The organism is Leptospira barantonii (assembly GCF_002811925.1).
GTDB classification, from domain to species: Bacteria; Spirochaetota; Leptospiria; order Leptospirales; family Leptospiraceae; genus Leptospira; species Leptospira barantonii.
The window spans coordinates 1-24,810 of record NZ_NPDS01000013.1 but is presented as its reverse complement, the minus strand read 5'-3'; the positions used below and the strand labels follow the sequence as shown (position 1 = coordinate 24,810).

19 protein-coding genes are annotated in these 24,810 nt (G+C 44.4%); 8 read left to right on the top strand and 11 right to left on the bottom strand.

The window, feature by feature from the left end; all coding sequences use genetic code 11:
• Positions 1-273 precede the first annotated feature (273 nt).
• Positions 274-1,197: a DUF1963 domain-containing protein gene (locus tag CH367_RS20610; protein WP_100764389.1), complete on the top strand. Its 924-nt coding sequence runs from the start codon at positions 274-276 to the stop codon at positions 1,195-1,197.
• Between the two features lie 35 nt (positions 1,198-1,232).
• Here CH367_RS20610 and pyk read toward each other — a convergent pair whose 3' ends face one another.
• The 4 genes from pyk to CH367_RS20590 all read right to left on the bottom strand — a co-directional run bounded on the left by pyk (position 1,233) and on the right by CH367_RS20590 (position 7,411).
• Positions 1,233-2,699, bottom strand: coding sequence for a pyruvate kinase (pyk, locus tag CH367_RS20605; protein WP_100764388.1), 1,467 nt, complete (start codon positions 2,697-2,699; stop codon positions 1,233-1,235).
• 44 nt (positions 2,700-2,743) lie between these two features.
• Complete coding sequence (locus tag CH367_RS20600) at positions 2,744-4,711, bottom strand: hypothetical protein (protein WP_100764387.1); 1,968 nt, start codon at positions 4,709-4,711, stop codon at positions 2,744-2,746.
• A gap of 12 nt (positions 4,712-4,723) precedes the next feature.
• Positions 4,724-5,773 (bottom strand): aspartate-semialdehyde dehydrogenase, encoded by a 1,050-nt coding sequence (gene asd / locus CH367_RS20595; protein ID WP_100764386.1) that lies wholly within the window; start codon positions 5,771-5,773, stop codon positions 4,724-4,726.
• Between the two features lie 66 nt (positions 5,774-5,839).
• A complete protein-coding gene (locus tag CH367_RS20590; protein WP_425268912.1) occupies positions 5,840-7,411 on the bottom strand; it encodes a hypothetical protein in 1,572 nt (523 codons plus the stop codon).
• A 189-nt stretch (positions 7,412-7,600) separates the two neighbouring features.
• On the opposite strand from CH367_RS20590, the gene CH367_RS20585 reads away from it, so the two are divergent.
• Complete coding sequence (locus CH367_RS20585) at positions 7,601-9,133, top strand: hypothetical protein (protein WP_100764384.1); 1,533 nt, start codon at positions 7,601-7,603, stop codon at positions 9,131-9,133.
• Here CH367_RS20585 and CH367_RS20580 read toward each other — a convergent pair.
• Complete coding sequence (locus CH367_RS20580; protein WP_100764383.1) at positions 9,118-10,584, bottom strand: MBOAT family O-acyltransferase; 1,467 nt, start codon at positions 10,582-10,584, stop codon at positions 9,118-9,120. The two genes, CH367_RS20585 and CH367_RS20580, sit on opposite strands and share 16 nt — an antisense overlap.
• A gap of 160 nt (positions 10,585-10,744) precedes the next feature.
• On the opposite strand from CH367_RS20580, the gene CH367_RS20575 reads away from it, so the two are divergent.
• Positions 10,745-12,193, top strand: coding sequence for a PP2C family protein-serine/threonine phosphatase (locus CH367_RS20575; protein WP_100764382.1), 1,449 nt, complete (start codon positions 10,745-10,747; stop codon positions 12,191-12,193).
• 57 nt (positions 12,194-12,250) lie between these two features.
• Here CH367_RS20575 and CH367_RS20570 read toward each other — a convergent pair whose 3' ends face one another.
• The 5 genes from CH367_RS20570 to CH367_RS20550 form a co-directional block, all read right to left on the bottom strand.
• Positions 12,251-12,466, bottom strand: coding sequence for a hypothetical protein (locus CH367_RS20570; RefSeq protein WP_010572574.1), 216 nt, complete (start codon positions 12,464-12,466; stop codon positions 12,251-12,253).
• A 677-nt stretch (positions 12,467-13,143) separates the two neighbouring features.
• Positions 13,144-13,524 carry a phosphatidylinositol phospholipase gene (locus CH367_RS20565; RefSeq protein ID WP_100764381.1) on the bottom strand — a complete coding sequence of 127 codons (381 nt, stop codon included), beginning with the start codon at positions 13,522-13,524 and terminating at the stop codon, positions 13,144-13,146.
• Positions 13,525-13,590: 66 nt separating this feature from the next.
• A complete protein-coding gene (locus CH367_RS20560) occupies positions 13,591-14,652 on the bottom strand; it encodes a hypothetical protein (RefSeq protein ID WP_100764380.1) in 1,062 nt (353 codons plus the stop codon).
• Between the two features lie 81 nt (positions 14,653-14,733).
• The gene (locus tag CH367_RS20555; protein WP_100764379.1) at positions 14,734-15,747 is read right to left on the bottom strand and encodes a hypothetical protein; all 1,014 of its coding nucleotides are present in this window, start codon (positions 15,745-15,747) and stop codon (positions 14,734-14,736) included.
• A 2-nt stretch (positions 15,748-15,749) separates the two neighbouring features.
• A complete protein-coding gene (locus CH367_RS20550; RefSeq protein WP_100764378.1) occupies positions 15,750-17,123 on the bottom strand; it encodes a helix-turn-helix domain-containing protein in 1,374 nt (457 codons plus the stop codon).
• 247 nt (positions 17,124-17,370) lie between these two features.
• Here CH367_RS20550 and CH367_RS20545 point away from each other — a divergent pair, with 247 nt between their 5' ends.
• The 5 genes from CH367_RS20545 to metF all read left to right on the top strand — a co-directional run bounded on the left by CH367_RS20545 (position 17,371) and on the right by metF (position 23,635).
• Positions 17,371-18,123: a ParA family protein gene (locus CH367_RS20545; RefSeq protein WP_100764377.1), complete on the top strand. Its 753-nt coding sequence runs from the start codon at positions 17,371-17,373 to the stop codon at positions 18,121-18,123.
• Positions 18,107-18,952, top strand: coding sequence for a ParB/RepB/Spo0J family partition protein (locus CH367_RS20540; RefSeq protein ID WP_100764376.1), 846 nt, complete (start codon positions 18,107-18,109; stop codon positions 18,950-18,952). Before CH367_RS20545 ends, CH367_RS20540 begins: the two co-directional genes overlap by 17 nt.
• Positions 18,953-19,326: 374 nt before the next feature.
• Positions 19,327-20,214 carry a helix-turn-helix domain-containing protein gene (locus CH367_RS20535; RefSeq protein ID WP_100764397.1) on the top strand — a complete coding sequence of 296 codons (888 nt, stop codon included), beginning with the start codon at positions 19,327-19,329 and terminating at the stop codon, positions 20,212-20,214.
• 24 nt (positions 20,215-20,238) lie between these two features.
• Complete coding sequence (locus tag CH367_RS20530; RefSeq protein WP_100764375.1) at positions 20,239-22,752, top strand: discoidin domain-containing protein; 2,514 nt, start codon at positions 20,239-20,241, stop codon at positions 22,750-22,752.
• Between the two features lie 10 nt (positions 22,753-22,762).
• The gene (gene metF / locus CH367_RS20525; protein ID WP_100764374.1) at positions 22,763-23,635 is read left to right on the top strand and encodes a methylenetetrahydrofolate reductase [NAD(P)H]; all 873 of its coding nucleotides are present in this window, start codon (positions 22,763-22,765) and stop codon (positions 23,633-23,635) included.
• Between the two features lie 78 nt (positions 23,636-23,713).
• Here metF and CH367_RS20520 read toward each other — a convergent pair whose 3' ends face one another.
• On the bottom strand, positions 23,714-24,538 hold the full coding sequence (locus tag CH367_RS20520) for a 1,4-dihydroxy-6-naphtoate synthase (protein WP_100764373.1): 825 nt from the start codon (positions 24,536-24,538) through the stop codon (positions 23,714-23,716).
• Between the last annotated feature and the right edge of the window lie 272 nt (positions 24,539-24,810).

The following is a 24,810-nucleotide window of genomic DNA, read 5'->3' as shown; positions in this document are numbered from 1 at the left end:
GTCGACCGCTCAGATTTTGTCGTAGATCCGACAATCTTGTAGTAAAATAACAGCGGCCCCCACCCGAGTTTGGGTGGAGGTGGCGGGCCTTGTGGGAAAAATCCGACGATTCTCCTCTATCACAAAAACTTTCTTCCCACAACTCCTTTTCTTCGCCTCAAAATGTAGGAACTCCCACATTTCCGACTCAATACTTTACTTGCATCCTTGTTGATTGTTTATTCGCAAGACGCATAACGCGTTCGAATTATAAAAACAAATCAAAGGACTTCCATGAGTAACCCCATCTCCCAAGCAAAAAAACTCGTTCTCAACTACCCGTATCCCGAAGGCTTGTTGGATAAGATTCCCGCAGAAGGAACTTATTACGACGGGTCCTCTTCGATTTACTTCGGAGACGACGAAAAAGTGACTCCGAAAATTCTTTCCAAAGCCTTGAGTTATTACATAGACATCGACGAGAAGGAAACTACCGAAGAAAAAATTCCTCTCGGATCATCCAAGATGAAAGGGCTTCCACATCTCCCGAATACGGACTTCTGGCCGACCGGAACCTACTTCTTCGCCCAACTCAACCTCGCCGATTTCAAAAAATACGATATCGAAAACCTATTTCCAGAAAATGGAATATTCTATATTTTTGATACGGTAGAGGGAGAATTTATCCTGAAGTTTTACGAAGGCCCGATCGATAAACTCAAAATTGTGGACTATCCGAACGAGGATTCTCTGCCCGAAACGGAATACTATTTGGAAGAATACAGGGACGTAACGTATAAACTTACCTTCAGTCCTCAATTTTTGTTCTATGTGGCCGGAGACGCATACGACTACAGAACGATCTCAAAGTCTCTCCCCGAAGATCTTTACGAAAAACTGGGGGAAATTCTAAACGCGGAACTTTCCACTTGGAGCTCAAGTCTACGGATTTTCGGAAGACCCTTGTTTTGGCAAGGAGAGGACGAGATTATGAGCGACGAGAATTTCGATGAAGATGAAGAGAATGAAGAAGACGAACCGACGCAAAACGGAGAATCCGGCTCATACGACGAGGCTGATTCGTCCCTGGAAGAGAATTCAGAAATTCTAATCTTTCATTCCGAAATCGGAGAAGGTCATTTTCACGTTCGAATCGATCGAAACGACCTAAAGAACAAAAAGTTCGATAAGGCGTATTCGACCTACTCGGGCACCTGAACTGCTCAACCTATGACGTTAGACGAAATATCGATTTACTTGGAAACATCGGAAACTTCAGCCGCGGGATACGTTTTTACTTCTCGAATCTGAATGGTTTCCACTCGATCTTCGCCGGCGATGATGTCGGACAAGATCACTACCTGATCCCCGTCTTCGATTCTCCCCGCTTTCTTCAGGGTTTCGATCGCAAGTCGGATTGTCTTTTCGGGATCTCTTGAAAAGTCGATCCGATACGGGATCACCCCGCGGGTCAGCCAAAGTTTACGTCGAACCGTGGTCATATTGGTAAACGCATAAATTAAAGGATAATGCGGATGAAAACCCGCGACGTTGAGCGCGGTCGTTCCTCTTCTCGTGATCACGATGATCGCGGGACACTTTAAGGAATCTGCAAGTTCGGAAGCCGATCTCGCCATCTGTTCCTTTTTGTCCTGAGGAATTTTGTCCTTAACGTAATCCACACCGCCCGTTTTCTCGACACGTTGTGCGATCTTGTCCATCATCTCCACACAACGGATCGGAAACTTTCCGGCCGCGGTTTCACCCGACAACATGATCGCATCGGCTTCTTCATAGATCGCGTTTGCTACGTCGGTCACCTCGGCCCTTGTGGGAGAAGGATTGTTGATCATCGATTCCAAAAGGTGGGTCGCTACGATGACTCGTTTTCCTCTCAAGGCGCATTCTTTGATGATTGCTCTTTGTAAAATCGGAAGTTCTTCGATGGGAACCTCGACACCGAGATCGCCCCTTGCGACCATCACTCCGTCGGACGCGGCGACGATCTCTTTCATATTACGAACCGCTTCCTGATCTTCGATCTTTGCTATAATCTGCGCGTGGCCTTCGTTCTCTTCTATGATTTGTTTTAGCTGATTGATGTCTTCGACCGAACGTACGAAGGAAAGAGCGATAAAGTCCACGTCTTCTTCGAGTCCGAAAAGAATATCCTTATGATCCTTTGCGGTGATCGAAGGAAGATTCACACGAATCCCGGGAAGATTGATATGTTTTCTCGAACCGAGTCTTCCCCCGTCGAGAACCTTACACTTCAAAGCGGAATCGTTGATCTCTTCCACAACCAAGTTGATGAGTCCGTTATCCACTGTGACCGGATCGCCGACTTTCAAATCCTTCACGATGTCCTTGTAGTTTACGAATACGGATTGTTCTTCGGATTCTTCTCCGGGAATGATATGAAACGTGAACGTTTCTCCGACCTTAAGATCGAGGTGATCCACCTGAAGATCTCCGGTTCTGATCTCCGGACCTTGTGTATCCAACAAAATCGCGATCGGATTTTTTAGAACGTCCTTATTGAGAGCCTTAATATTGCGAATGATACTTCTATGAAAGTCGTGATTCCCGTGGGACATGTTCAAACGCGCCACGTTCATCCCCGCTTCGGCCAAAGCCTGAATCATTTTTTTATCGGCGGTCGCTGGTCCGATCGTGCAGATGATTTTGGTTTTTCTAAATACGGAGGATTCGCTCTTCATGTAGTACCTTTATTCGGGAGAGCGGGACTCAGGACAATCGGGAATCAGATTTTAGACAGGGTTTTCTTCAGAAAATCGTCGAGCGAAATACAGAAGTCGAATAGATCCTGATCGGGCATGCTCGCGTCTTTTTGTTCGTTGATGATCGAGGACGCTTTTTCCATCAAGTCTCTTCCGTTTTTCTTGAGATAACGTTTGGTGATTAGAATCGGAAACGTATATCGTTCTTCCTGATTTCTCACCATAAAAGAAAAGATCTCGTTCTTCCCGAATTTTTTGAGAAAGTTGATCAGACCTTCCTCGTTGATCTCTCCGTCCATTTCATACAGAAGAATGTTTCGATCCGGATATTGTCGGCTCGACCAATAGTCGTCCAAAATATCGAGAACACGTTCCAGAAGTTTTGCGTTTTGAGGATCTACGTCTTTGTGAACGGGAGCGGAAGGAATTTTGTCGTCCTTCGCGTGAGCCGCGGCTTGTTTGCGCGCGTTTTTCTCCGCAAGTTCCTTTGCGTCCTTTTCCTTAACCCGTTTTTCCGCGAGTTTGGAAGCGTCTTCCTGAATCTTTTTTGTGCGGGCTTCTATGACTCGTTTATTCAGTTCCACCGCGTTGTGCGCGCGGATCTGTTCGGCTTCGAACTTATGAACGTTCGCACTTCCGAAAATATTTCTCCAGAGTCTCGTAAAAAAAGGAAGGTACTTGAACAAACTGGACAATTCGAGTTTATCAAAAGCCGCCGCCGCGTCGCGGTTATCCAAGAAATCCTTGATCTTCATTCGATCGAGAATTCGGATCTCGTTGTCGTTTCCGGTGGAAGCGAAAATTTTTCTCGCGGCTTCGATCGCTCCCGCGACGGAAAGTTTATGGAGAACGTAACTATACAAAGCGGTCTTGTCCGCAAACTCAGTGTGAAGAATCTGTTCGTGATTCGCCACAAGCGCACGAATGTCCTCTTCTATCTGTTGACCCCGAAAACGAAGAAAGTTGAGATCCACAAGACGATTCGCGGACTTGATATAATCCAGAATTTCGTTGAGTTTGACCTTCTTCTCTTCCTTTTCCTTTTTCTCCTTGTCTTCCTCTTCAAAGTGAATGAGGGAAAGAAGTTCTTCCATGGCGGTTTTTTGATCGCCGTAGGCGGGACTTAGATAAGGCATAATGGAATTGACCAAGGTTCGAGTGCTTTCCTTTTCTTCCGAGGTCAACGCGCTTACCGCGCCGATTTTCTGCAGTTCGGGCACAAGTCGATCCATTAGAAAAGTCTTATATGCTTCGATTCTCGCGAGAATCTCATCCTGAACGTTGTAATAAAAAACGGAACGATTGCCCGGATTGAGGGCCTGTTCGTTTCTAAAAAAGAATAAGGTTTTTTGTTCGACCAGTTTTTTAAGAACGGGTTTGAGATGAATGTTCACCGTAACCTGTTTTAAACCGGGTGTAACGTCGAGAGGATCGTTGAACAAACTTCCGATTTCGGTGGAAGCGTAAGTGTCCGTGAGTTTGTTTTCGAGAATCGCGGAATGAATTCGCTTAATAAATTCTTCCTTGCCGGGGAAAACCCTCTTTTCCTTAGCCCAACGTTGAATGGAGGAAAACGTGGTTTGATTCACCCCGTCCACGTATCGATGACTCGTGGAAGCGTCCGTCGGTTGTGGTCTTGCAAACACGGGATTCAATCGGAGATAGGATTCTATCTTACCGTCCGAAGCGTCACCGGTCGGATTAAAATCCACCATGCAGATTTTTTTCACGATCGGCGGATTGTATTTCGTGCAGAGTTCTTTGAGATACTGTAGAATCTTATCTTTTTCAAGATTCAATTCTCTCGCCAATTGATCGGCGTTGGGAAGAATTTTGTTCGCTACGTACTTATCCGTCCAATCGCCGATTACGAGCAGAAGTTTATGAATTCCCTTATACTGAAAATCGCCCCTGGACTCAAGTGACTGAGTCAACTGCAATGCAGTATTATAATCCGCTACTTTGAGTTCAGGAGACTGAGGTTCCAACATGGAATGACAGTATCATCCAAGGAAATTTTTTTTGTAAAGAAGTTCTGCATTTAATAATGCCGCTCCCGCCGCGCCACGGATCGTATTGTGGCTCAAGACGACATATTTCCAATCGAAGATCGGATCGGGTCTCAGACGTCCGATCACGGTCGTCATCCCTTTCCCGGTTTCAAGATCCAATCTCGGTTGAGGTCTGTCCGCTTCTTCTCTGTAAAGAATCGGAGGATTCGGTGCCAATGGCAGTCCTAACTTCTGAGGTTCGCCGGAAAATTCTTTCCAAGCGGAAAGAATTTCTTCCTGAGTCGGTTTCTTTTTAAATTTAACCGAAACACAAACGGTATGTCCGTCAAAAACCGGAACACGGTTGCAATGAGCGGAAATCGGAAAATCAGCGTGCACAATTTTTCCATTCTCCACTTTGCCGAGACATTTCAGAGGTTCGATCTCCGCTTTTTCTTCCTCGCCGCCGATATGCGGAACCACGTTTCCTAAAATATCCATCGTAGGAACGCCGGGATAACCCGCGCCGCTGATCGCCTGCATCGAAAAGAGCATAACGGACTCGATTCCGAAACGATCGTAAAGAGGTTTTAAGGAAATCGTAACGCCCATGATCGTACAGTTCGAGTTGGTGATGATCTTACCTTTCGTTTTTTGAGAAGTCAGAACATCCAAATGGGAAGAATTCACTTCCGCAGAAAGAAGAGGAACCGTCGGGTCCATTCTATGATTTTTGGAATTAGAAATGATATGAATTCCCGCGTTCGCGTAGTTCGTCTCGACTTCACCAGCGATACTCGCGTCCAAACCGGAAAATGCTAATGCGACACCCTTTGTTTTATCGGGATCGGGAGTTGTGATGATTAAATTCTTTGCATAAGCAGGGATTTCGGAAGAGATTTTCCATCTCGTCTTCATTACATCACCATACGTCTTACCCGCGCTGTTCTCGGAAGCGCAGAGGTGTGTAACCTCGAAGTACGGATGATTATCCAGCAATTGAATGAATCGCTGACCTACGGAACCGGTGGCGCCTAAAACGGCAACTTTGACCCTGCTCATAATTTTACTTAAACGGAAAAACCCGCTCCCACAATCTTTGTTATTCGGCCGAATACGGCTTGTTTATCAAGGTTTTAAAGGATTCGCCCTTTGTCTTTCAGAAATTTTGACGAATTCTTTCGCATAAATCGAACTCATCTTCATCATTCCCGGAAAGGTAAAATGATGGTAATCACTGAAGTCCTGCATCGAGAGAGAATTTCGTAAATCGCTAAAGGAAATTTCGTCTCCGCCAAGCCCCTGTAAGAAAGAAAGATGATCCTGATACCAATTCGACTCTTGATACCAAGCGAGGCTGATCGGATTTTCGGGATTGTTCACGATCCAGAGAGGAATTTTTTTCTCGCGCAAAAATCCGGAGAACTTTTGCAGATATTCGAAATGAAGAACCGGAACGAACCTCTCGTCTTTGATCCGAAACTTGGCGTCCCGTAGCGCAATTAGATAACCGATTCCAGGCCTTTGTCCGTAATCGTCGAGAAGTCTAAAGTTAAAGTATTTAGAATATTCAATATCACTCATGTTTTTGTAACGAAGATCTTCGAGACGTTCTTCTCTTGTGTATTGCATTCCGTTTCGAGGGATGTCCGCTCCGAATGTCTGCTGAAGACGAACACCCAACCTGTCGTAGTTCCAGTCCTTATTCTCGCCTTCCGCGTAAAACGGGACCCAGGTATTGGAAAGTTCCGCGGAAATCGTCGAAATCGAATCATCCGACAAAAAAGAATTCTCGAAAAGAATCTTTTTCCATCCGGGTTCCGCAAACGAAAACGATTGAATCGCATTCTTCTTTTTGAATGTGATTTTCAAAGGTCCCGAGGAAAGAATTTCCGGAACTACCTGAACGAGAAATCCGTTTTTTTTTATTCCTTGCGTCAGTTGAAATGAAAAATTTTTGCCGGTCCATCCCAGAGAAGTCACTCTTTCCGGGATTTGAACCCCGTTGTATCCGTGATAACTCGTGTTTCTTCCATAACGATGATCGTAAAGAGATCTAAGATTCTTCCAAAATACGTCCTTGTATCCGTAAAATCCGAACGTCGACGCTACGAGATATTCACTCGTTCTCGCAAACCCGAGTTCGGAAAAAAATTCGAAAGCAGTTTCGAGAGGAAAAATAAAACGGGACTGAGGGGCCTCAAAAAAATTCAGCGCGTCCAAAAGAAGAATTTCACGATCGATCGTTTCGTTCTTATATTCCGGGTTCAAGGAATACGCGCGGTGCAATCTCCAATCGATAAAATTAATCGGAAATATAACGAAGTCCGGTTCGAGTTCGACGATCTTTTTACGGCAAAGCCAAACATCCAAAGGAGTCATGCCCGCGTAGGAAAGAAATTCCACTTCCGTGTCCTTTCCCGTTTTTTCCAAAATCTCATTTCGAAACGATTCCCGATCAAAGGAATAATGAGCGATGCTCGATCCGACGATCAAAATCCGAGGGAGGCGTTTTTGTTTTTCTTTGAGCGAGAAGTATTCGTATAAAAAATTATAGAAGTGATTGGAACTCCAAGGGGATTCGTTCGGGATCTTCCAGATCAAAACCCTAAAAAAAAGAAAATCAAGTAAGAATAAAATGAGAACTCCGCCGGCCAAAAGCACGCCGTGACTTACTTGTTTGGATTTTTCGATCTTCAAATCCGCGTTGTCCTTTTGTTTCAAAGTCGTCTTCCCCTGTTTCGAAACCCTGAAGCTACAAATTTCCGGGATTGCGGAGCTTGTCCAGGAACTTCTTTTCCGCTTTGTCTTGACTTCAACCCGAAGAAACTTGCATAAAGAAAACTCACAACAACACCGCTTGCGGTTCGCGGCGTTTCGGACATTGCATTGAAATACATTCTGAGCCTAATTCTATTTTTTATTTCCCTGTTTTATTCCCTCGCGTTCAGCCCCGAAGGAATTTATCTCAACTCGGACATTCTCTACATTCCGACGGTGGCGCTCGACGTGTTTCGAGACGGCGGAAGTTTTCTTTCTTGGTCCTTTACTCCTTCTCCGTATTTTTTTCCGGACTTCCCGATCATATCCGCCCTTCTTTGGATTTTCGGAAACGCCCAGAAGGCGCTTGTCGTTTTTGCATTCTTACAAACGATCCTCTTTACGGTTTTGATGGAACGTTTTTGGATTTATCTCGCGGAAGAAAAAAATGGGAAACGTCTTTCTCGAAAAGAAGCCCGTCGCGTAAAATCCTGGGTTTTGGTTTCGATTTCGTTTTTACTCTTAGCCGCAAAAAACTTTCCGACGCTTTATATTCTGTTTCTTCCGTCCATACACGCGAGCGCGTTTCTGGTGACCTTATATGTTTGGCCCTTACTTTCCAAAACATTCAAAAAACGTGAAGTATGGACCTTATCTTTTTGGGTTGTGTTGACGGTAGCTTCCGATCGGATTCTTTTTGTGGAACTTGTGATTCCCGGAATTTTGGCCGGATTTTTACACCGAGATTCGACCGGCTCCGCATGGAAACGTTTCTTTCCGCAAAGCTCCAAGATACTATTGGTTTCCGGAATCGCCGGCTTGATCCTTCATTCGATTCTCAAGTCGTTTTTGTTTATCGAAAAATCGGGAAGAATTCCTGTAGCTTTGTCCTTCGTGCAAGCCATTCGAGATATTTCCCGTTTTAAAGACGAGGCTCTGGTTTGGTTTTCCAACGGCGGAGCATCGGCAATTCCGGTTCCTACGATTTTGATTTCGATTTTTGCGATTTCTCTCTTCTTCGCATTCGCAAGAATTCATAAAACGAAATCTACGACGTTTTTGTTTTTATTTTTTGCAATTCTCGCGTTTGCACCCGTGCTGACCGGAACCTACATCGATGAATACAGCCTACGTTATGCGGCACCGGCCTTGATCTTAAGTCCGGTTTTTCTTGTTTTTGTTGCGGGCTTTCCAAAACGAGGTTTAGCGCTTTCCATCTTCGTTTTGTTTCTTTCCATCTGGTTCATCGGACAAAAAAAATCCGAAAACCCCGAAAATGCGATTTTACGACTTTTCCGGACGATACCACAGGAAGCGTCGTGTGTGGACAAAATCGGTAAAAATCGCGTAATTTCTCTGGTCGTCGCCGATTTCTGGAACGCAAAAAGAATCCGAGTATTTTCGGAAGAAAAAATTCCATCGGTTCACGTCGCCTATGGAACATTAGAAGGTTCTCATACGATTTCCAACCGTGAATGGTATCTCAAGGATTATTCCGGCACCGTCGCGGTTCTCACCGAAGGTTTAGGAGAAGAGCGCATTCTGGAAGTCTACGGAAAACCTTCCGATCGAACACAATGCGGCTCGAAAGAATTTTACTTTTACGAGGATTCTCAAAAAATTCGCGAAGCCTTACGCAGACCCTTTCAGAAAACGAAATAAAGAAACGGTTTTGTCTCCACGGTCAAAACGACTCCAACGATAAAACCGAGCGCGCTTACAAACGCAAAGATCGCCCAGTGAAGATTCTCCCTAAAAAAGGAAAAAGACCCGGAAGATTCTTCCTTTTTTCCGATCCAAGTCGCTAAGACCATAAAGAATAGAACGGTCAAAAAATGACTCTGCATCGTGTATGTGGGTTCGATCCCCGCGCGAAACGCGAATAAGGTCGTCAAGAGTCCCATAGCCCCTTCGAAGCTCTTGGAACGGAAGAAAATCCAAATCAAACAAACCGAAAGAATTACAAAAATCTGATATAGAAATTTTAAACTCCGATCCAACCCCGAATTCTTTTCCCAAGGAAAACGCACCGAATCCGCCAACCATCTTTCGATCGCCAAAAAGATTCCGTGTAACAATCCCCAGATTACGAAATTCCAACTCGCACCGTGCCAAAGCCCTCCGAGCAACATCGTAATCAAAAGATTTCGATATGTGATCCATCCGGTGATTCGATTTCCTCCAAGAGGAATGTATAAGTATTCCCGCAACCAACCGGAAAGGGAGATATGCCATCTTCTCCAGAAATCCGAAAAGCTTGAAGCCGTATAAGGAAGCCTAAAATTCTCCGGTAAACGAACTCCCAAAAGAAGCGCGGAACCGATCGCAATGTCCGTATAACCCGAAAAATCGCAATAGATTTGAATCGCATAAGAGAATACGCCCATCCACGCAAACACTGTGGAAACCGTTTCCGGAAATTGATAAGCGAAGTCGGAAATCACCGAGATTCGATCCGCGATCACCGCCTTTTTCACAAATCCCAAAAGAATCAGCCAAATTCCTTCTCGAAGAGGAACGTTCCCCCAATGAAACATGTCGCGTAACGCGGGCAGAAGAATTCTCGCGGATACGATCGGACCGGCGACGAGTTGCGGAAAAAAGGAAAGAAATAGGGCGTATCGTAAGAAATTTGTTTCCGGTTCGATTTGTTTTCGGTAAACGTCGATCGAATAACTTAAGGACTGAAACGTATAAAACGAAATTCCAACGGGTAAGATCACTTTCAATGCGGGCGTGGAAACGTTCCAACCCAGAGAATGAAACAAGGCAAGGAAAGAATCCGTAAAAAAATGGAAGTATTTGAAGAATCCGAGTACGGATAAGTTTCCGAACAAGGAAAGAAACAAAAGAACTCTTCGCATACGAAGATTCTCCCTTGTTCCCTGCGCATTTTGTGCGCCAAGCCCAAGACCCACAAAATAATCCAACGCAGTGGTAAAAAGAATCAACGCGCCGAAACGATAGTCCCAAGAAAGATAAAAAAAGTAACTGACCGAAAGTAAAAAATAGAGTACGAGAGAATTCTTCTTCGGATAAATCGCCGCGAGAACCCATCGAACACACCAAACGATTGCAAAAAAAAGAAAGTATTGTGGAGTCGTAAAATTCATTGAAGCCGAAACTGCGTCCGAATCCAGAATTCCCGCAAAACGGAAATCCTCCAGCCGTTTTTCGATTCAGCGAACCTCTTAGGGAGAAAAGAATCTGAAAGATTTATCGAACGAAATCCTAAATTCGATTCAAAAAGCGATCTCGGAACTTCCAGATTCCATGTCCGAAGAACTGCGTTTCGAAGTGGAAATGTTCTTATCCAAACTCAAACTTCTCGGCTCTAAGGATTCCAATTCTTCGCAAGAAATCGACCGAGAAGATCTAAAACACGCGATGTTTTTGATTCTACGCGAGGATATGGTTTATTCCCTTCAAAAAATTCTTTCCGGTTCCGAATTCGTAAACGATTCCTTTCCCGATCTAACGCCGATTCACAAAGAAATTCTCGCAATTTTAAAGGAACTCGGAAACTACCACAGACCGCATCCCGGCAAGGACTATTCGCGCATTTCGCTCTTAGAATCCTGGTTTCAAGAACTTGCAAAAACGTGGACTTTCAACTTACAAAGGGTGGTGGATACGTTTCAGATTTATCGTTGGAAACTCTATTCTTTCACCGAAGAACGTCCTTTTACGTATCAAAACCCGGCTCAGGTGATCGAAAGAATTCTTTCGCCGGAAGGTTCCGGTTTGAATTTTTCTCAAATTTACGAAGCGGAACTGCTTCTTAAAAAGAATTTTCAGTTTCATCTTTTGAGGAGAATCGGGTCGGAAAACCGACTCAAATATCTGATTTCAAGCGAGATTCTCGGCTCAGAATCCGATTCCTTAATTCAGAATCTGCATGCGGTGATTTCCAACCGCCTTGAAGAACTGCTCAATACGCGGCAGTTAGAACACGAGAGCGTCCTCAAAGAAAAGCTCGATCTCGAAAAAGAATTCAAACAAGCGGAAAGAATTCAGAAAAAATCCTTCCGCGCAGACCTACCGGGCCCGGACGAATCCGTAAAAATGCACGTTCTTTACAAACCCGTCCTTCCTGTAGGTGGGGACTTCTATACCATCCGCCGAATTTCCGGCACCGAGTATGGAATCTTTCTTGCGGACATTGCAGGCCACGGGATCGGTGCCGCACTTTTTTCTAATACTTTGAAAACAAGTTTTGAGAAGAATGCCGGCTACTGGGAACGACCCGGCAAGCTGATGCGAAAACTCAACGATGATGTTTACGGCAAATTAAACGATAATTTCATTACTGGGATCTACATTTATCTAAATCTCAAGAAGAAAACCTTAATATACGCCAATGCTGGGCACAATAAAGGGATTATTTTTAATCATGTAACGCCCAATTTTAAGCTCAGATTTCTTTCTCCCGGAGGCAAAGTCCTTGGAATCTTCCCAAAACTTGATTATAAAGAGCGAGAAATTAAACTCACTTCTGGCGACAGAATCGCAATCTTTACAGACGGAATCCCCGAAACGCACAATCCAGAGCAAAAGATGCTCGGCGACCGAGAATTCTACCGCTGGCTAACCCAAGGCACAAGAGAAGGCGCTCCGGTCTCTCAAGAGGCCGCTGTTCTAAATATTGAAGAAAGGCTAATGAATTTTCGGGGCTCAAACAAAGCTGAGGATGATATTTGCCTAATTTTAATCGATATATAAATTATTGGATTAGCTTTAATCTAAATTAAAAGATTATTTATTATCACGACTTTAAGATTAAATAGTCCACTTATTCCGCACTCCGCAATTCGGACAATTTGCTGAAATTTCAGCTTTTACCCTGCGCCCCTTAGGCGTTTCTATTTTCCCAATAGCGACGAACTCGAAGTCTACGCCTTCTGGGACATAATGGCCGGCCCCGTATTTCGCCGAGCCCTCAATCATATAGGAACAGGCGTGGCACTTCACGCGCAACTTAATCACTTCAGCCATAATTTATGAGTTCAATTCTTTTGTTCTGGAGGCTTTCGTAAAATCTTTTTCCTGTCGCCCTGGCATTGGCAGGCTTTTTTCCTACACATGCCAATATGGCGCATATTTAGGTCCTTCGTCCTCCCTCGAAATTCCCAAATCAACGGCTTTGTCCGCTGCGTTTCCCTCTATCACGATTCTTAGCCAGGAAATTTTCCTCTTTTAAAGACGGCGGCTCAGTGCCCTGCGGTCGGCATTCGCCCCATTTCGAAATTTAACCAAATTGAGATCTTTTCAGTCGTATGAACTCCGCATTTCAAGGACTTTTACGAGAAACCCGGTCCTATGCGAACAATCCTGCCCCATATGCTTGACTTTTCTCGTAAGCGGGATTATTCTAAAAGCTGTCTGTCCTCTTTAGGTGCCCATTTTTGAGCATTCCTGTAATGGAAAGAGACATAAGCCGACGAGCCTTCTCGAAGTTACCGCAAAGGTCCTACTTAGTCCTGGAATAAGCAAGAGGTTCCGAACAGATGATCGAATCGCGCCATGCCTAAAAGTGGGCTTTTCTCCTTTTGCCCGTTTTTGGCCTTCATTTTGATGAAATGGGCATGTAAACTCCGCTTTTAGGCAATATCCGACCTCATGTCGGCATTTAAGATTTTTGATTTTCGCCCTGTGCTGAGCACAGGAGCGTTTTAGCGTTTTGCGGTCTTTTTGGGGCTTGTTTTTTTAGAAGTTGCTTTTGTCGGATCTGCGACAGATGCAATTTGTTTTTCGGCAGATTTAGATCCGGAAGGCGCATCAAAATTCGTATCGATGCCTTGCTTTTTGTTCCTTTTGACCATATATACGAAATGTCGGATATACTGACCATAGGGTTCCGGCAGTGTTTTTGGGTCAAAATCAACTGGATTGTCCAAAAGAGATTTTACAACCACTTGGCTTAAGTCTTCTTTGCTAGTCATCATGATCGTTTCGAGACGTTTACAAATCTCGTAGTCATTTACTTCGAGAGACATCTTTTTCATTGCGTTCAATAATTTCTGAAAAGAAGAACGTTTCACTTTGGAAGCCATGGACAAAGATTTTCAACCGTAGGCTGAAAAACAAACAAAATTAGAATTTTCTACAAGAAGAGAATTTTACGCGAGAAATCTTTTGTCGGCAACGGTCGATTTTGGTTTCCGAAGATTCTCGTTAGTTGATGCTTTAAAGGAAAAAGACTTTGGAGTTAAATATGAATTCGAAAATGGAAGATCAAATTTCTTAGGGTTCATTTTTAGAAAACTGTAAATGTTTGAGCGGGATCTAAAGATCGAAGAGATCTCCTCTTCTGCCTTTTCGGTTTCGCGCGGGGATTCATCTCCCAGAATTGAGAATGTGCCCTCCTCTTGCTGAAATCCTGATGCTTTACCTACCACATCAAACCTTGAAGAGTTTTGGCCATTTTCGAGCCGTAGTTCCGACCGCCGCGAGATCTTCAAGAAGTAGCTCAAATCTACGGCGGATTCCTTCGAATTTTCATCCAAACTACCCGAGATTTGACCGGAGGAATTCTCACTCAACCTGATTAAAATCGCCAGGGCCGAGAAGCCCCAAGGAAAGTCAGCCGATCCACCGACAATCTTTGCATTCGAATAAAGTTCCAGAGAATCTTGAAAGGAAATAAAAAGACAATTTTTTTCGAAGGTCGGAACTACTCCTTCAATCGGACTCAAGGATGCAATGTTGCTCCTCGTAAAGAAAGGTCGACCACTCGAAGTAGCATCGAAGTCGCCTGGACTGCGATCGGAAGTTGGAGTTCCCACAAAAACAAAAGAAGTCCGGAAAGCGCTCGGCACTTTTTCTGAAAAACAATTTAGATCCGACTGAAATTCAGAAAGGTCGGAGCTCCGATTGTTGGAAGTTAAAGAACTTCTTTGTTCTTTTATACCTTCGATTTTTTTTCGAGCTGCATTGATGCGATTGATTTTTGTTCCGACATTCGCTGCGGAATTCAAAACAAAAAAATCTTCCTGATCCAAAGAAGAAAGATTGGAAACCGGTTCGGCCAGAACTCGATCGACTTCGACTTGATGAACGAAAATTTCCCGAGATTCTGAAGTTTCATTTTCAGACGCGAACACAGCCGATTGCGCACCTAACCCGAAAAGGCCGATAAGCAAAAACTGTGCCAGAAATTTTGTTTTCATTCGAAAAAACATAGCAATTTTCTTTAATATGCTAGTTTTTCGAGAAAAAGGAAGCTTTTTTTCGTATTTTTCGGAGTTTTTTTAAGCAGATCTTCAGGCGCTCTTGCGAAAAAGACGCTTCACTCTCAACTTCCATTCCCAGAGAATAATTCCCTTTTCTTCTTCCTCGGCCCGGTCTTGTTCTTTTTCTAAAAGCGCATAACACATACTTGCGATTTCAGGACCGAAATTCTTTTCCAACTCGACCTCGAATTCGGGAACTTTCATTTCAAGAATAAGCTCCGCCAAACGAAATCCTTCATCTAAGTTGAGAAGTTTTTGTTTGGCCTGTTTGAGTTCGTCTTTTTCAAATTCATTGCGAATCATTACGGCAAAAAAAGTTCGAATGAACGAAACCTCTTCCTGCTTGAGCTGAAAATCCAAAAGAAGTTGTTTTACTTTTTCAAGATCCATTCTCCGCAAATGAATTCGAGCCAAGAAAACAGGGTTCCCGGAATGAATATTCAGATTTCCGGAATCCATAATATCGGCGGCCCGCACTTTGTTGAAGTCGACGATCCCGGATTCCTTTCCTTTATTCCCCTCGACCGGAGCGACTTCGGCGGGCTTATGGACCGCAACTTTTTTCCGAACGATCAACATGTTCAAGGACGGAAAACGGATTTTCAGAGTAATCAAATCCTGTCTTGGATATGATTCGTCCAAAACGAGGTGGTGCATTTCGACCCCTTCTTCTCGGGATCGGATCAAATCTTCATTATTTTGAAAATGATAAACCACAACCGGAAGAACGTCACAATCGCTTCCGCTGTTCAAAAAAATAGTACGAACCTCATTCCCAGAATTGGAATGTTGATAAGGGATAACGAGCTTTCCTTGTTTTACGTTTACAAAGCTCAATTCGCCGAGACGAAAATGGGAAAGATTGAATTCCGACCCCAAAAAAACGACCCGAGGAACTGCGACCACGATGGAATTATTCTTGGCGCCGCGAGGGACTTCCGGCCCTTTTTGCGTAAAAACGACATACGTCATTTTTGCAAGACGAACCTTTACTAAAAATCCGCCGGGAGTTTTTCGTTCTTCGTAAAGAGAATCGAGATCCACGTTTAACCAATCTCCAATTGTTTGAGTTTATACTGCAAAGAGCCCCTGGAAATCCCGAGCGCGCGGGCCATTCGAATCTGATTTCCGCCGAACAATTTTTGCGCGAGAAGAATTTTTTGCCTCTCCACTGCCTCGACCGCCCGGCGAAGATCCAAATCTTCCGAATCGGGAATCGTCAAAATTCGATCCCGAACCTCTTTTCTGTCCTGAATTCCGATTTCGGAACCGGAGGAACTTAGAATAGATTCTTCTAAAAGATTACGCAAGCCCGAAAGATTCTTATCAAAATTCATCCTGAGAATCTTTTCGAGATTTTCTTCCGACAATCGGAGATCTTCTCGGCCTAAGGATTCTTTCAGTTCTTCCAAAATCAGTCGAACCAAAAAATTCTTTTGGGAAGAATTCAGCTCGGACAAACTCGGGATTTCGATCGTTCTTTGGAGCAAAAATTCCCGGAACGGTCTGAAAATTTCAGTCGGTTCCACACTCGAATTCTCCGTAAAAAATAACCGAAAATTCTCAGCCCCGCCGGAAAGAATTTTAAAAAAGAACTTCTGTTGAACCGAGGTAAATTTTTCGGCCCCTTCGATCAGAATCGTTCCGGAATTTGTCATTCGGATCCATTCTTCCAAAGATTTTTCCAACTTGGAAATCTGCTCGGGCAAAAACCCGATTACTAAAATTCCTTTTTCTGGATTTAGATTTCGATGAAACCATTTTCCCAGAGTTTTTTTTCCGGAACCGGAAGGCCCCGAAATTCGAACCCAAGAATTTTTTCTTTGGAGCCAATCGGGCAACAGTTGAACCCCGCAAATTTCAGCTAAGAATTCTCCGATGCCTTCTTTTTTAAAAAACTCGGGCTTATTCGGAACCGAAGAATGCGCTTTCAAAATTGATACATTTGGGGGAGAATTTTCCGAAATTTTTTTGGTTACCAAAGCCCAGAGAGTCAGAACCGCATCCGAAGGTTTTTCTAAAAATTCGATCAGAAAAAACCCTTCCAAAAAAGAATCTCCGCGAATCCCGGCGACCAAACATCCGGCCGCTTCGGGATGAAAAAGATCGTTTTCCACAGAGGAAAACCACATCGGGGAAAAGTCGGAACCTTGACGCAACTTATCCAAATTCCCGGTTGTTCTGGATAAAAAAGAATAAAAAAAGCCGTCCTCGTTGTATCCGAGACTTGCGACCTCTTCAAGGCTTTGGCCCTTGTCGGAACTCAAAGTTAAAACCCCGCAAACCCCACCTGAAATCCGAACCCATTCCCCAAATGCGTTCGCAAATTCTTCCTTTTTATTCTTAAGGGAAGAATTCTCTGAAAACAAAAGATTGAATAAGGACGGATGCACAAAAGGAAGATGTTTAAAATTAAGCATCCTGTCAACCAAGTACAGACTTGATGTCGGACGTCCGACTATCGAAATCACCAAAGGAGAATTTTTAGGAAAAAAGCATCCATTTTAGATAAATGATTGAAGATAGAAAACCTTAGAACCATCTGGAAACGAGACCGAAAATCGCACGATAATATAGCCCCGCGAACGCAAAATTTCCGTCCATCAAATCCGGTCTCGATAAGGATTCGATGTCGGATGTCCGACAATAGAATATAAGGTAGAATTCATGATAGTTGTATCCATAGCAAACCAGAAAGGCGGAGAAGGAAAAACGACAACTTCTCTCAATCTGTCAATGGGGCTCGCGCGTAGAGGAAAAAAAACCCTACTCGTTGATATAGATCCTCAGGCAAATTCCACCGGGATTTTTACGAATCCGGAAACTCTGGATAAGTCGATGCACGGCGTCTTTAACTCGAAAATGACGATCCAAGAAATCATGATCGAGACCAAACAACCAAATTTGTTTTTGGCTCCTTCGAAAACAAATCTTGCCGAAGTGGAAACCCTTTCCGGCACCTCCGTCGACGCTCCTTATATTTTAAGGGATGCGCTTCAAGGTGTAGACGGAATCGATTTTTGTATCATCGACTGCCCGCCTAGTTTATCTATTTTTACGATCAATGCGTTAGTCGGATCCAACTATGTAGTCATTCCACTTCAGGCGGAAAAATTTTCCGTGGATGGGATCGTCGGGCTTCAACAAACGATCACGAGCATCAAAAAAAGAATCAATCCGAACTTAGAAATTTTGGGCGCGCTCGTTACACAACTCAAGCCGCAAACACTTTTGACCAAAACGATCATACCGGTATTAACAAAATACTTCCGCATTTTCGAGACGAGCATTTCCGACGGGGTCGCCGTTGGGGAATCTCACCTGGCAAAAAAATCCGTATTCGAATACAACAAGACTAGTAAACAAGCGCAGGAATACGAAGGGTTTATAGAGGAGTTTCTGGATGAGCTCAAAAAGTAAAAGGTTAGGCTCACTCGCGGACGTCTTTCAAGCCGAGAAGCTGGAAGGAACCGTTCGAAAGATCCGTCTCGAAAAAATACTTCCTTCTGAAAATCAGCCAAGACAGGACCGCAAAAAAGGTGTGGAGGACTTGGCGCGAAGTTTAGAAAGAGACGGACTTCTCCAGCCGATCATCGTCACAAAACAAAACCCCGAAGATGAAAACTACAGAATCGTCGCCGGAGAAAGAAGATATCACGCGGCCAAACAACTCGGCTGGATGGAAGTGGAATGTAAAATTCTAGATCGCGACGAAAAGGAAACCTTTCGACTTGCCATCATAGAAAATCTCCAAAGAGAAAACCTATCCCCGTATGAAGAAGTGGAAGCGATGTCTCATCTCAAGACGACTTTCAAATATACGGATCAGGAACTCGGAACACTTTTCGGGAAAAGCAGAAGTTACATGACGGAACTTTTGGGAATTTCGGATCTAAGCAAGGAAGAATTAAGATCCTGCAAGGACGCCGGAATCGAAAGTAAGAATCTTCTGATTCAGGCCGTGGCCGCTTCCAGAAAAGGAACGTTTTCCGAATTTCTAAATCTGTTTCAAACGGGCGCGCTCAAAACCGTCAAGGACGCAAAATCGTTCAACAGAGAAGAAGAGACGTTATTCTCCCCTAAAACAACGAGCCAAACGAATGTAAAACCTGCAGGCTCCAAATCAACAGAATACAAGATTACGAAAAAACAAGGCCTGATTCAAATCAGCTCGGACAACGAAGAGCTGTTAGGCGAAATTCTTAAGTTAATCAAAAAAGAAATCCGCAAAAAATTAGAGTCCGTATAAATACCTGATGTCGCTTAATAATATTATTAAGCGACATCAAAAAGGTACATACAGGTACTTAGCAAAAGAAATTATCAAAAACAAATGAAAACGACCCAATGGAGTTGACAAACTCGGCATTGAGTCGTTTAATGTGACATAATATAGTAAACGGAAATATAGTACGAAGCTCAAATCCGAAAGGATTCGGGCCGAAGGCGTATTATCCAGATCCGGAGATAAAAAAATTCCCCTGGCTAACCAGGGGCCGGATTTTCCCGAAGGAATGTTGTTGGATGAGACATAATGATATTTATGTCGGATAATGTCAACTCCCTTCGGAATTTTTGCTTAAAATTAATGTACTTTCCTAAATGGAGGGTCCCGAAAGGAAAATGGGCGAGCATTATCCATACATCAAATTTTTTGCGGATATCATCGATTCTGGTGTCTGGGCCGGCCTATCCTCTGCGGCAAAGACGCTCTACCTCGTACTGCTTAAATTTAGCGACCAGCACTTTAAGCCTGTTTGGCCTAGTACTGAAATTCTTTTAAAGCTAACTGGCTTCAAAACAAAAAAATCCATCATCCAAGGTAAACGAGATCTGATCCAAGCTGGCCTACTCCAAGTCACACCCGGAACAGGACATACAAGCTCACGTTATTATTTTTGCTTCAACTACCAAGGTTCCAAAATTCCACCGCAGGGGTATATTTCTGGACACCCTGGGGGTGGAAACGGGGAAATCCCGGGGGTGTCAGAGAGGCGTCCTCAGGGGTCTGGAGAAGGAACCCCAAACCATATTAATATAACCATAACCAACAATCAAAACCAAGAACCAGAAAAGAAAAATGTGAGTTTTGATGATTTGGAAGAAAAATACGGGCCTTCGATTTTGTCAGAGGCAATTTCCATCGCCAAAGCACGGGGAATGGAAGGAAATATAAAGTATGTACAGGGAATCTGCAAGAATCTGATCAAGACGGATCTCCAGTCTACCGTGCCGGAATTTAATCAAAACTACAAAGGAACTCAAGAACAGGAAGCGACTTGGAAAGGATTCTTACTTTGGTCGAAAGAACGATTGACCCGCTCCAGTATTGAAATTTTGGAAAGAGTCCGCGTGGAACCGGACGGAAGAACGCTCTGTATCTTGGATCCGGTACCTGAGTCCTTGCGGATGATCATAGCAAAGTACTTCACAGAGGAAATCCGTCCTCCGATATTGGTTATATTTTCCGCAAAAACCGAAGAAAACCGAACTACTTCCACAAAATATTAAAAAGAGAACCAGGACAAATCTTGAATGAACTCTGAATCAATTCGAATCAGCCACCCCGGTCTAATCAAAATCCGCGAAATCAAATCTTCCGGGACTTACGATTTAAAAGAAGGAAAATTGCTCCGCTACTCCGAGACGAAAGATTCTCCGGGAATTTCCTCGCTTACATTACACTTTGATGGAATTTCCAGTCTCAATCAAATCCGTCTTCATTCGAATTCACAAGAGATCGCGTTTTTTCCGGATACGTTCCGTTTCGAAATTTCAACGGACGGAATCGTATGGGAGCCGATTTTACAAGAGACCGGATTTAGGCGTTTAAATCAGAAGACGGGACAATGGAATTTCTCGTTGGTTCAAGCGAAGTTCTTAAAATTGATCAGCCAGGTATCCGAAAAAGACAGCGCCGGAAAATATAAGATCTCCCTTGGGCAGTTGGAAGTCGGAATTTCCGGAATCGTAAAAATCCAAGTAAGCTCCGAACAGGATCGATTTTGGGTGAAAGAAAATCTGATCGACCAAAGGCCTGACTACGGATGGGCGTCGAAAGAAAATCCAAAACCGTCGGAAGAATTCTTTCTTACCGATTTAGGTTCCATCAGTCGTGTGAATGAACTCCGACTTTTAACGCCGAAACTCGATCCGACTTTTTTTCCGGAAAGTTTTACGGTATATTACAGCGAAGACGATCTGTCTTGGAATCAGCTCTTGGAGGAGAATCAATTCTTATCCGAACCGGGAGTTTGGTATCAGTGGAGATTCTTGCCGACGAACGTGCGTTATCTGAAGCTCGTTGCGCGTCAGAAAGAAAAGAAGGCACAGGAATTTTATCAAACCAAAATCGCCGAACTGGAATTGTATGCGACTCCGCATCTCAGCGATCTTACCAACAAGCCGACCGCTGAACCTCTTCCCTACGCGACTGTATTGCGTTCGGGACTTGTTCGCCTTGCGGTAGATGGTGAGAATTCAGAGGGTGTCGCCGTTCAATCAAACGATCGTAGACTCAGAGACGCATCTACAGAATACAAAGGAATCGTAGAACTCGCCGGAGACGGAGAAGAGAAAGAAGGTGTCGTAGTTCAAGGGAACGATAAACGACTGAAACATTCTACGGAGCTTGCACACGGTTTGGTTCGTTTGGCATCCAATGGCGAAAATCGGGCGGAACGAGTTGTTCAAGGAAACGATGATCGATTGCGGGCGGCCACGGCATCGAATCTCGGAATCGTAGAGCTTGCGGAGAATGGAGAAACCAAAGAAGGCGTTGTAGTTCAAGGGAATGACGATCGACTAAAAATCGCCACAACGAAAAAATACGGCCTGGCGATTCTTTCCGAGCCGGGCGCGTCGGAGCCGGGCAAAGCCGTGACTGCGGACGATCCTCGGATTCGAAAAGCAAATACGGAGTTTCCGGGAATCGTTCGTTTTGCAAAAAGCGGAGAAGATTCTGCGGAATCGGCGGTTCAAGGAAGCGACAAACGCCTAAAAATCGCCACCGCCGAATCGTATGGAATCGTTCAGTTGGCTCAATCTGGAGAATCCAAGGAAGGTCTTGTCGTTCAAGGAAATGATAAGCGACTTCGAAATGCTACGACCTCATATCCGGGGATTGTGGAAATCGCAACTCTTGGAAGCAACGCTCCTGGAAAAGTGGTGTCGTCGGATGATCCTCGTTTGTCCGACAAAAGAGATCCAAAGCCGCATACGCATGAGTATGCTCCGTTGGATCATGATTTCAGTTCTCATACAGGCTTTTTAAAAGTTAAAGGAAACACGGAAGCATCTTATACGAACATTTCTCCCCCACCCGAAAATCATGCGCCGATCTACGGTAAAAACGAAAGTGAAAAAGGCGCGGGAATTGTAGGCGCGGCTCGGAACACGGGTCTCGTAGGATACGGGGAAAAGTTTGGTGTTCGAGGGGATTCTTCCTCGGCGGAAAAAGACGGAGCCGGAATTTTGGGTCTCGCCAAGCGCGGGTTTGGCGGAATGTTTCATTCTCGGTCTGGGGTTGCGCTTTTTGCGACGGGAAAAGGAATTTCCACGTTAGGCGAAACTGGTTCGGGAAAGGCGTTTCTTGCAGAGGGAGAATCGGAGTTCGCGGGAACCGTTCGAATTTCGACAGGAAAGAATTCGGATTGTATCGCTCGATTCTTCCCTATCAATCCATCCGACGTGATCGGCGAAGGCGACATCTTAGTAATGGGTGAAGACGGAAAATTGCAAAAGGCAAAGACGGCTAACGCAACTCATGCGATCGGGGTGGCCGTGAAATCGGCGGCTTTGTTATTCGGAAACGAAGCTCCGTCGAACGGGGCGCATTGGTTGGTCGCGGTTTCCGGAGTTGTTACGGTAAATGCGGACGCGTCCGCGTATCCGATTCAACCGGGAAGTTTACTCGTGACCGGTTTGACCGGAGGTCATGCTGTTCGAATTTCGGCGGAATCCTTGCGTCCTGGTTCTTTATTTGGAAAGGCTTTGACCCCTCTTCGAGGTGGAAGAGGCCAGATCCAAATTCTTCTTTGCTTTCAATGATCGGGAGTTTATGAAAAAAATATCTGAGATTTACGGCTCTGCAAAAGGGCCGGTGTATTCGTTTGAATTCTTCCCTCCGAAAACTCAGGAGGGGGACGCGAAATTGATGGAAACGGTGAAAGAGTTGTCCGGTTTGAATCCCGACTTTGTCACCGTTACATATGGAGCCGGCGGTTCTACAAGAGATAAGACCGCGCAGATTTTATCTGAAATTTCTAAGAAATATTCTTTTTCAACGGTTTCTCATTTTACTTGTGTGGGAGCCAATCGGGAACAAATTCTCGAGACGTTAAAAGGAATTCGTTCGTCCGGAATTACGAACTTGATGGCGCTTCGTGGCGATCCTCCAAAAGGTGAAGGTGATTTTAAAAAAACCGAAGGCGGTTTTGGAAACGCCACCGAACTGATTTCTTTCATTCGATCCGAGAAATTGGACTTTTGTATCGGGGGCGGTTGTTATCCTGAAAAACATCCGAACGCAAATTCGCTCGAAGAGGACGTGCGTCATTTAAAACTCAAGGTGGATGCGGGGACTGACTTTTTGGTTTCTCAGTTGTTCTTTACGAATTCCATTTTCGAAAAATTTTTAAACTTGGTGCGAAAGGTTGGAATTACGGTGCCCGTGATTCCGGGCATTATGCCGATTACGTCTTTTTCTCAGATTGAACGCTTTCGTTCTATGGCCGCTTGCGAGTTCCCCTCTTCTCTCATTGCGGACTTGCAGGAAGTCGAACATCGTCCCGAGGAATTCTATCGCAGAAGTTTGAACTTTACCGTGAAACAATGCAGGGAGTTGCTTGCGATGGGCGTGCCTGGAATTCATCTTTATACTCTCAATCAGTCTCATGCGAGTTATGATATTGTGAGAGAATTGAAAGGTTAAAAGTCTGAGGTTGAAGAAGCGGAAACGCCGAGGTTCGTTCCGCTTCCGATGATGCTTGGCTTGGTTAGGCTTTGGGTTTTAAAAAAGATTCTTTTCTTTTCCTGCGGGAAGGAACCCGGCTTCGACACCTTTTTGATAAAGGGTAAGAATCGCGTCTCTTCCTTCCGTTCCGAGCGAACGGGTGAATTCGTTTACATACAGACCGATATGAGCGTCTACAACTTCGCGGGTCGTGTCTTGAGAATGTTTTAGAATGTATTCGTATGTTGCTTCTCGGTTTTTGTAGGCAAGATCCAAGCTATGTTTTAGGGAAGAATCGAAATTCTCCTTCCATTCTTTTTCGAGATCTCTGCGGAACGCGATTGCGCCTAACGGAATGTGTTTGCCTGTCGTTTCTTCCCACCATTCTCCCAAATCTTGAAATTTTTCGAGTCCAAGTTTTTCGTAGGTAAATCTTTCTTCGTGGATCAAAACTCCGAAATCGGCTTCGCCGGAAAGAAGTTGCGGTATGATTTTGTCGTAACGAATCGCCGTCGGTTGAAAGTCGTTTTTTAAGAATAGTTTCAAGAGAAGATTGGCCGTGGTCAATTCTCCTGGGATGAGAATTTTTTTGCCTTTGGGGTTTCCGGGATTCTTTCCTTTTTTAAAAACGAGAAGCGGGCCGCAGTTTCGTCCAAGAGCGGAGCCGGAATCCAAGATCGAATATTGATCCATGACGGAAAAGTATGCGGCGAAGGAAAGTTTTGTGGCCTGGTATTTTCCGACGATTGCGGCGCGGTTTAATTCTTCCACGTCGTGGAGTTCTTCTTTGACTCGAAAGTCGGTCGTGGCTTTTCCGTGCGCGAGATGATAGAATAAAAACGTATCGTTTGGGCAGGGAGAATAAGCTAAACTGAATTCCATAAGAACATTGTTTGTCGGTCGTGGGGAAAAGAAAAGTCTCTTATTTGTTGGGCAGGTCGTATCTTCCTACGGTTTGGTTTGATGTCGGAGAATCGGAGATGTGGGTATCGCTTTGTTTTAAAGGAATTGGTAATAATTCGGCGGGAAATAACTTCGGAAATCCAAGTCTTGGGCATAAATCGGGTTTGGTTCGAAGGTAAATTCGCGTGTGATCGTGTTGGATGCTAAATCGAGGGTCAGAATATTTCTGTATAAATCGTGGAAGGATGGAG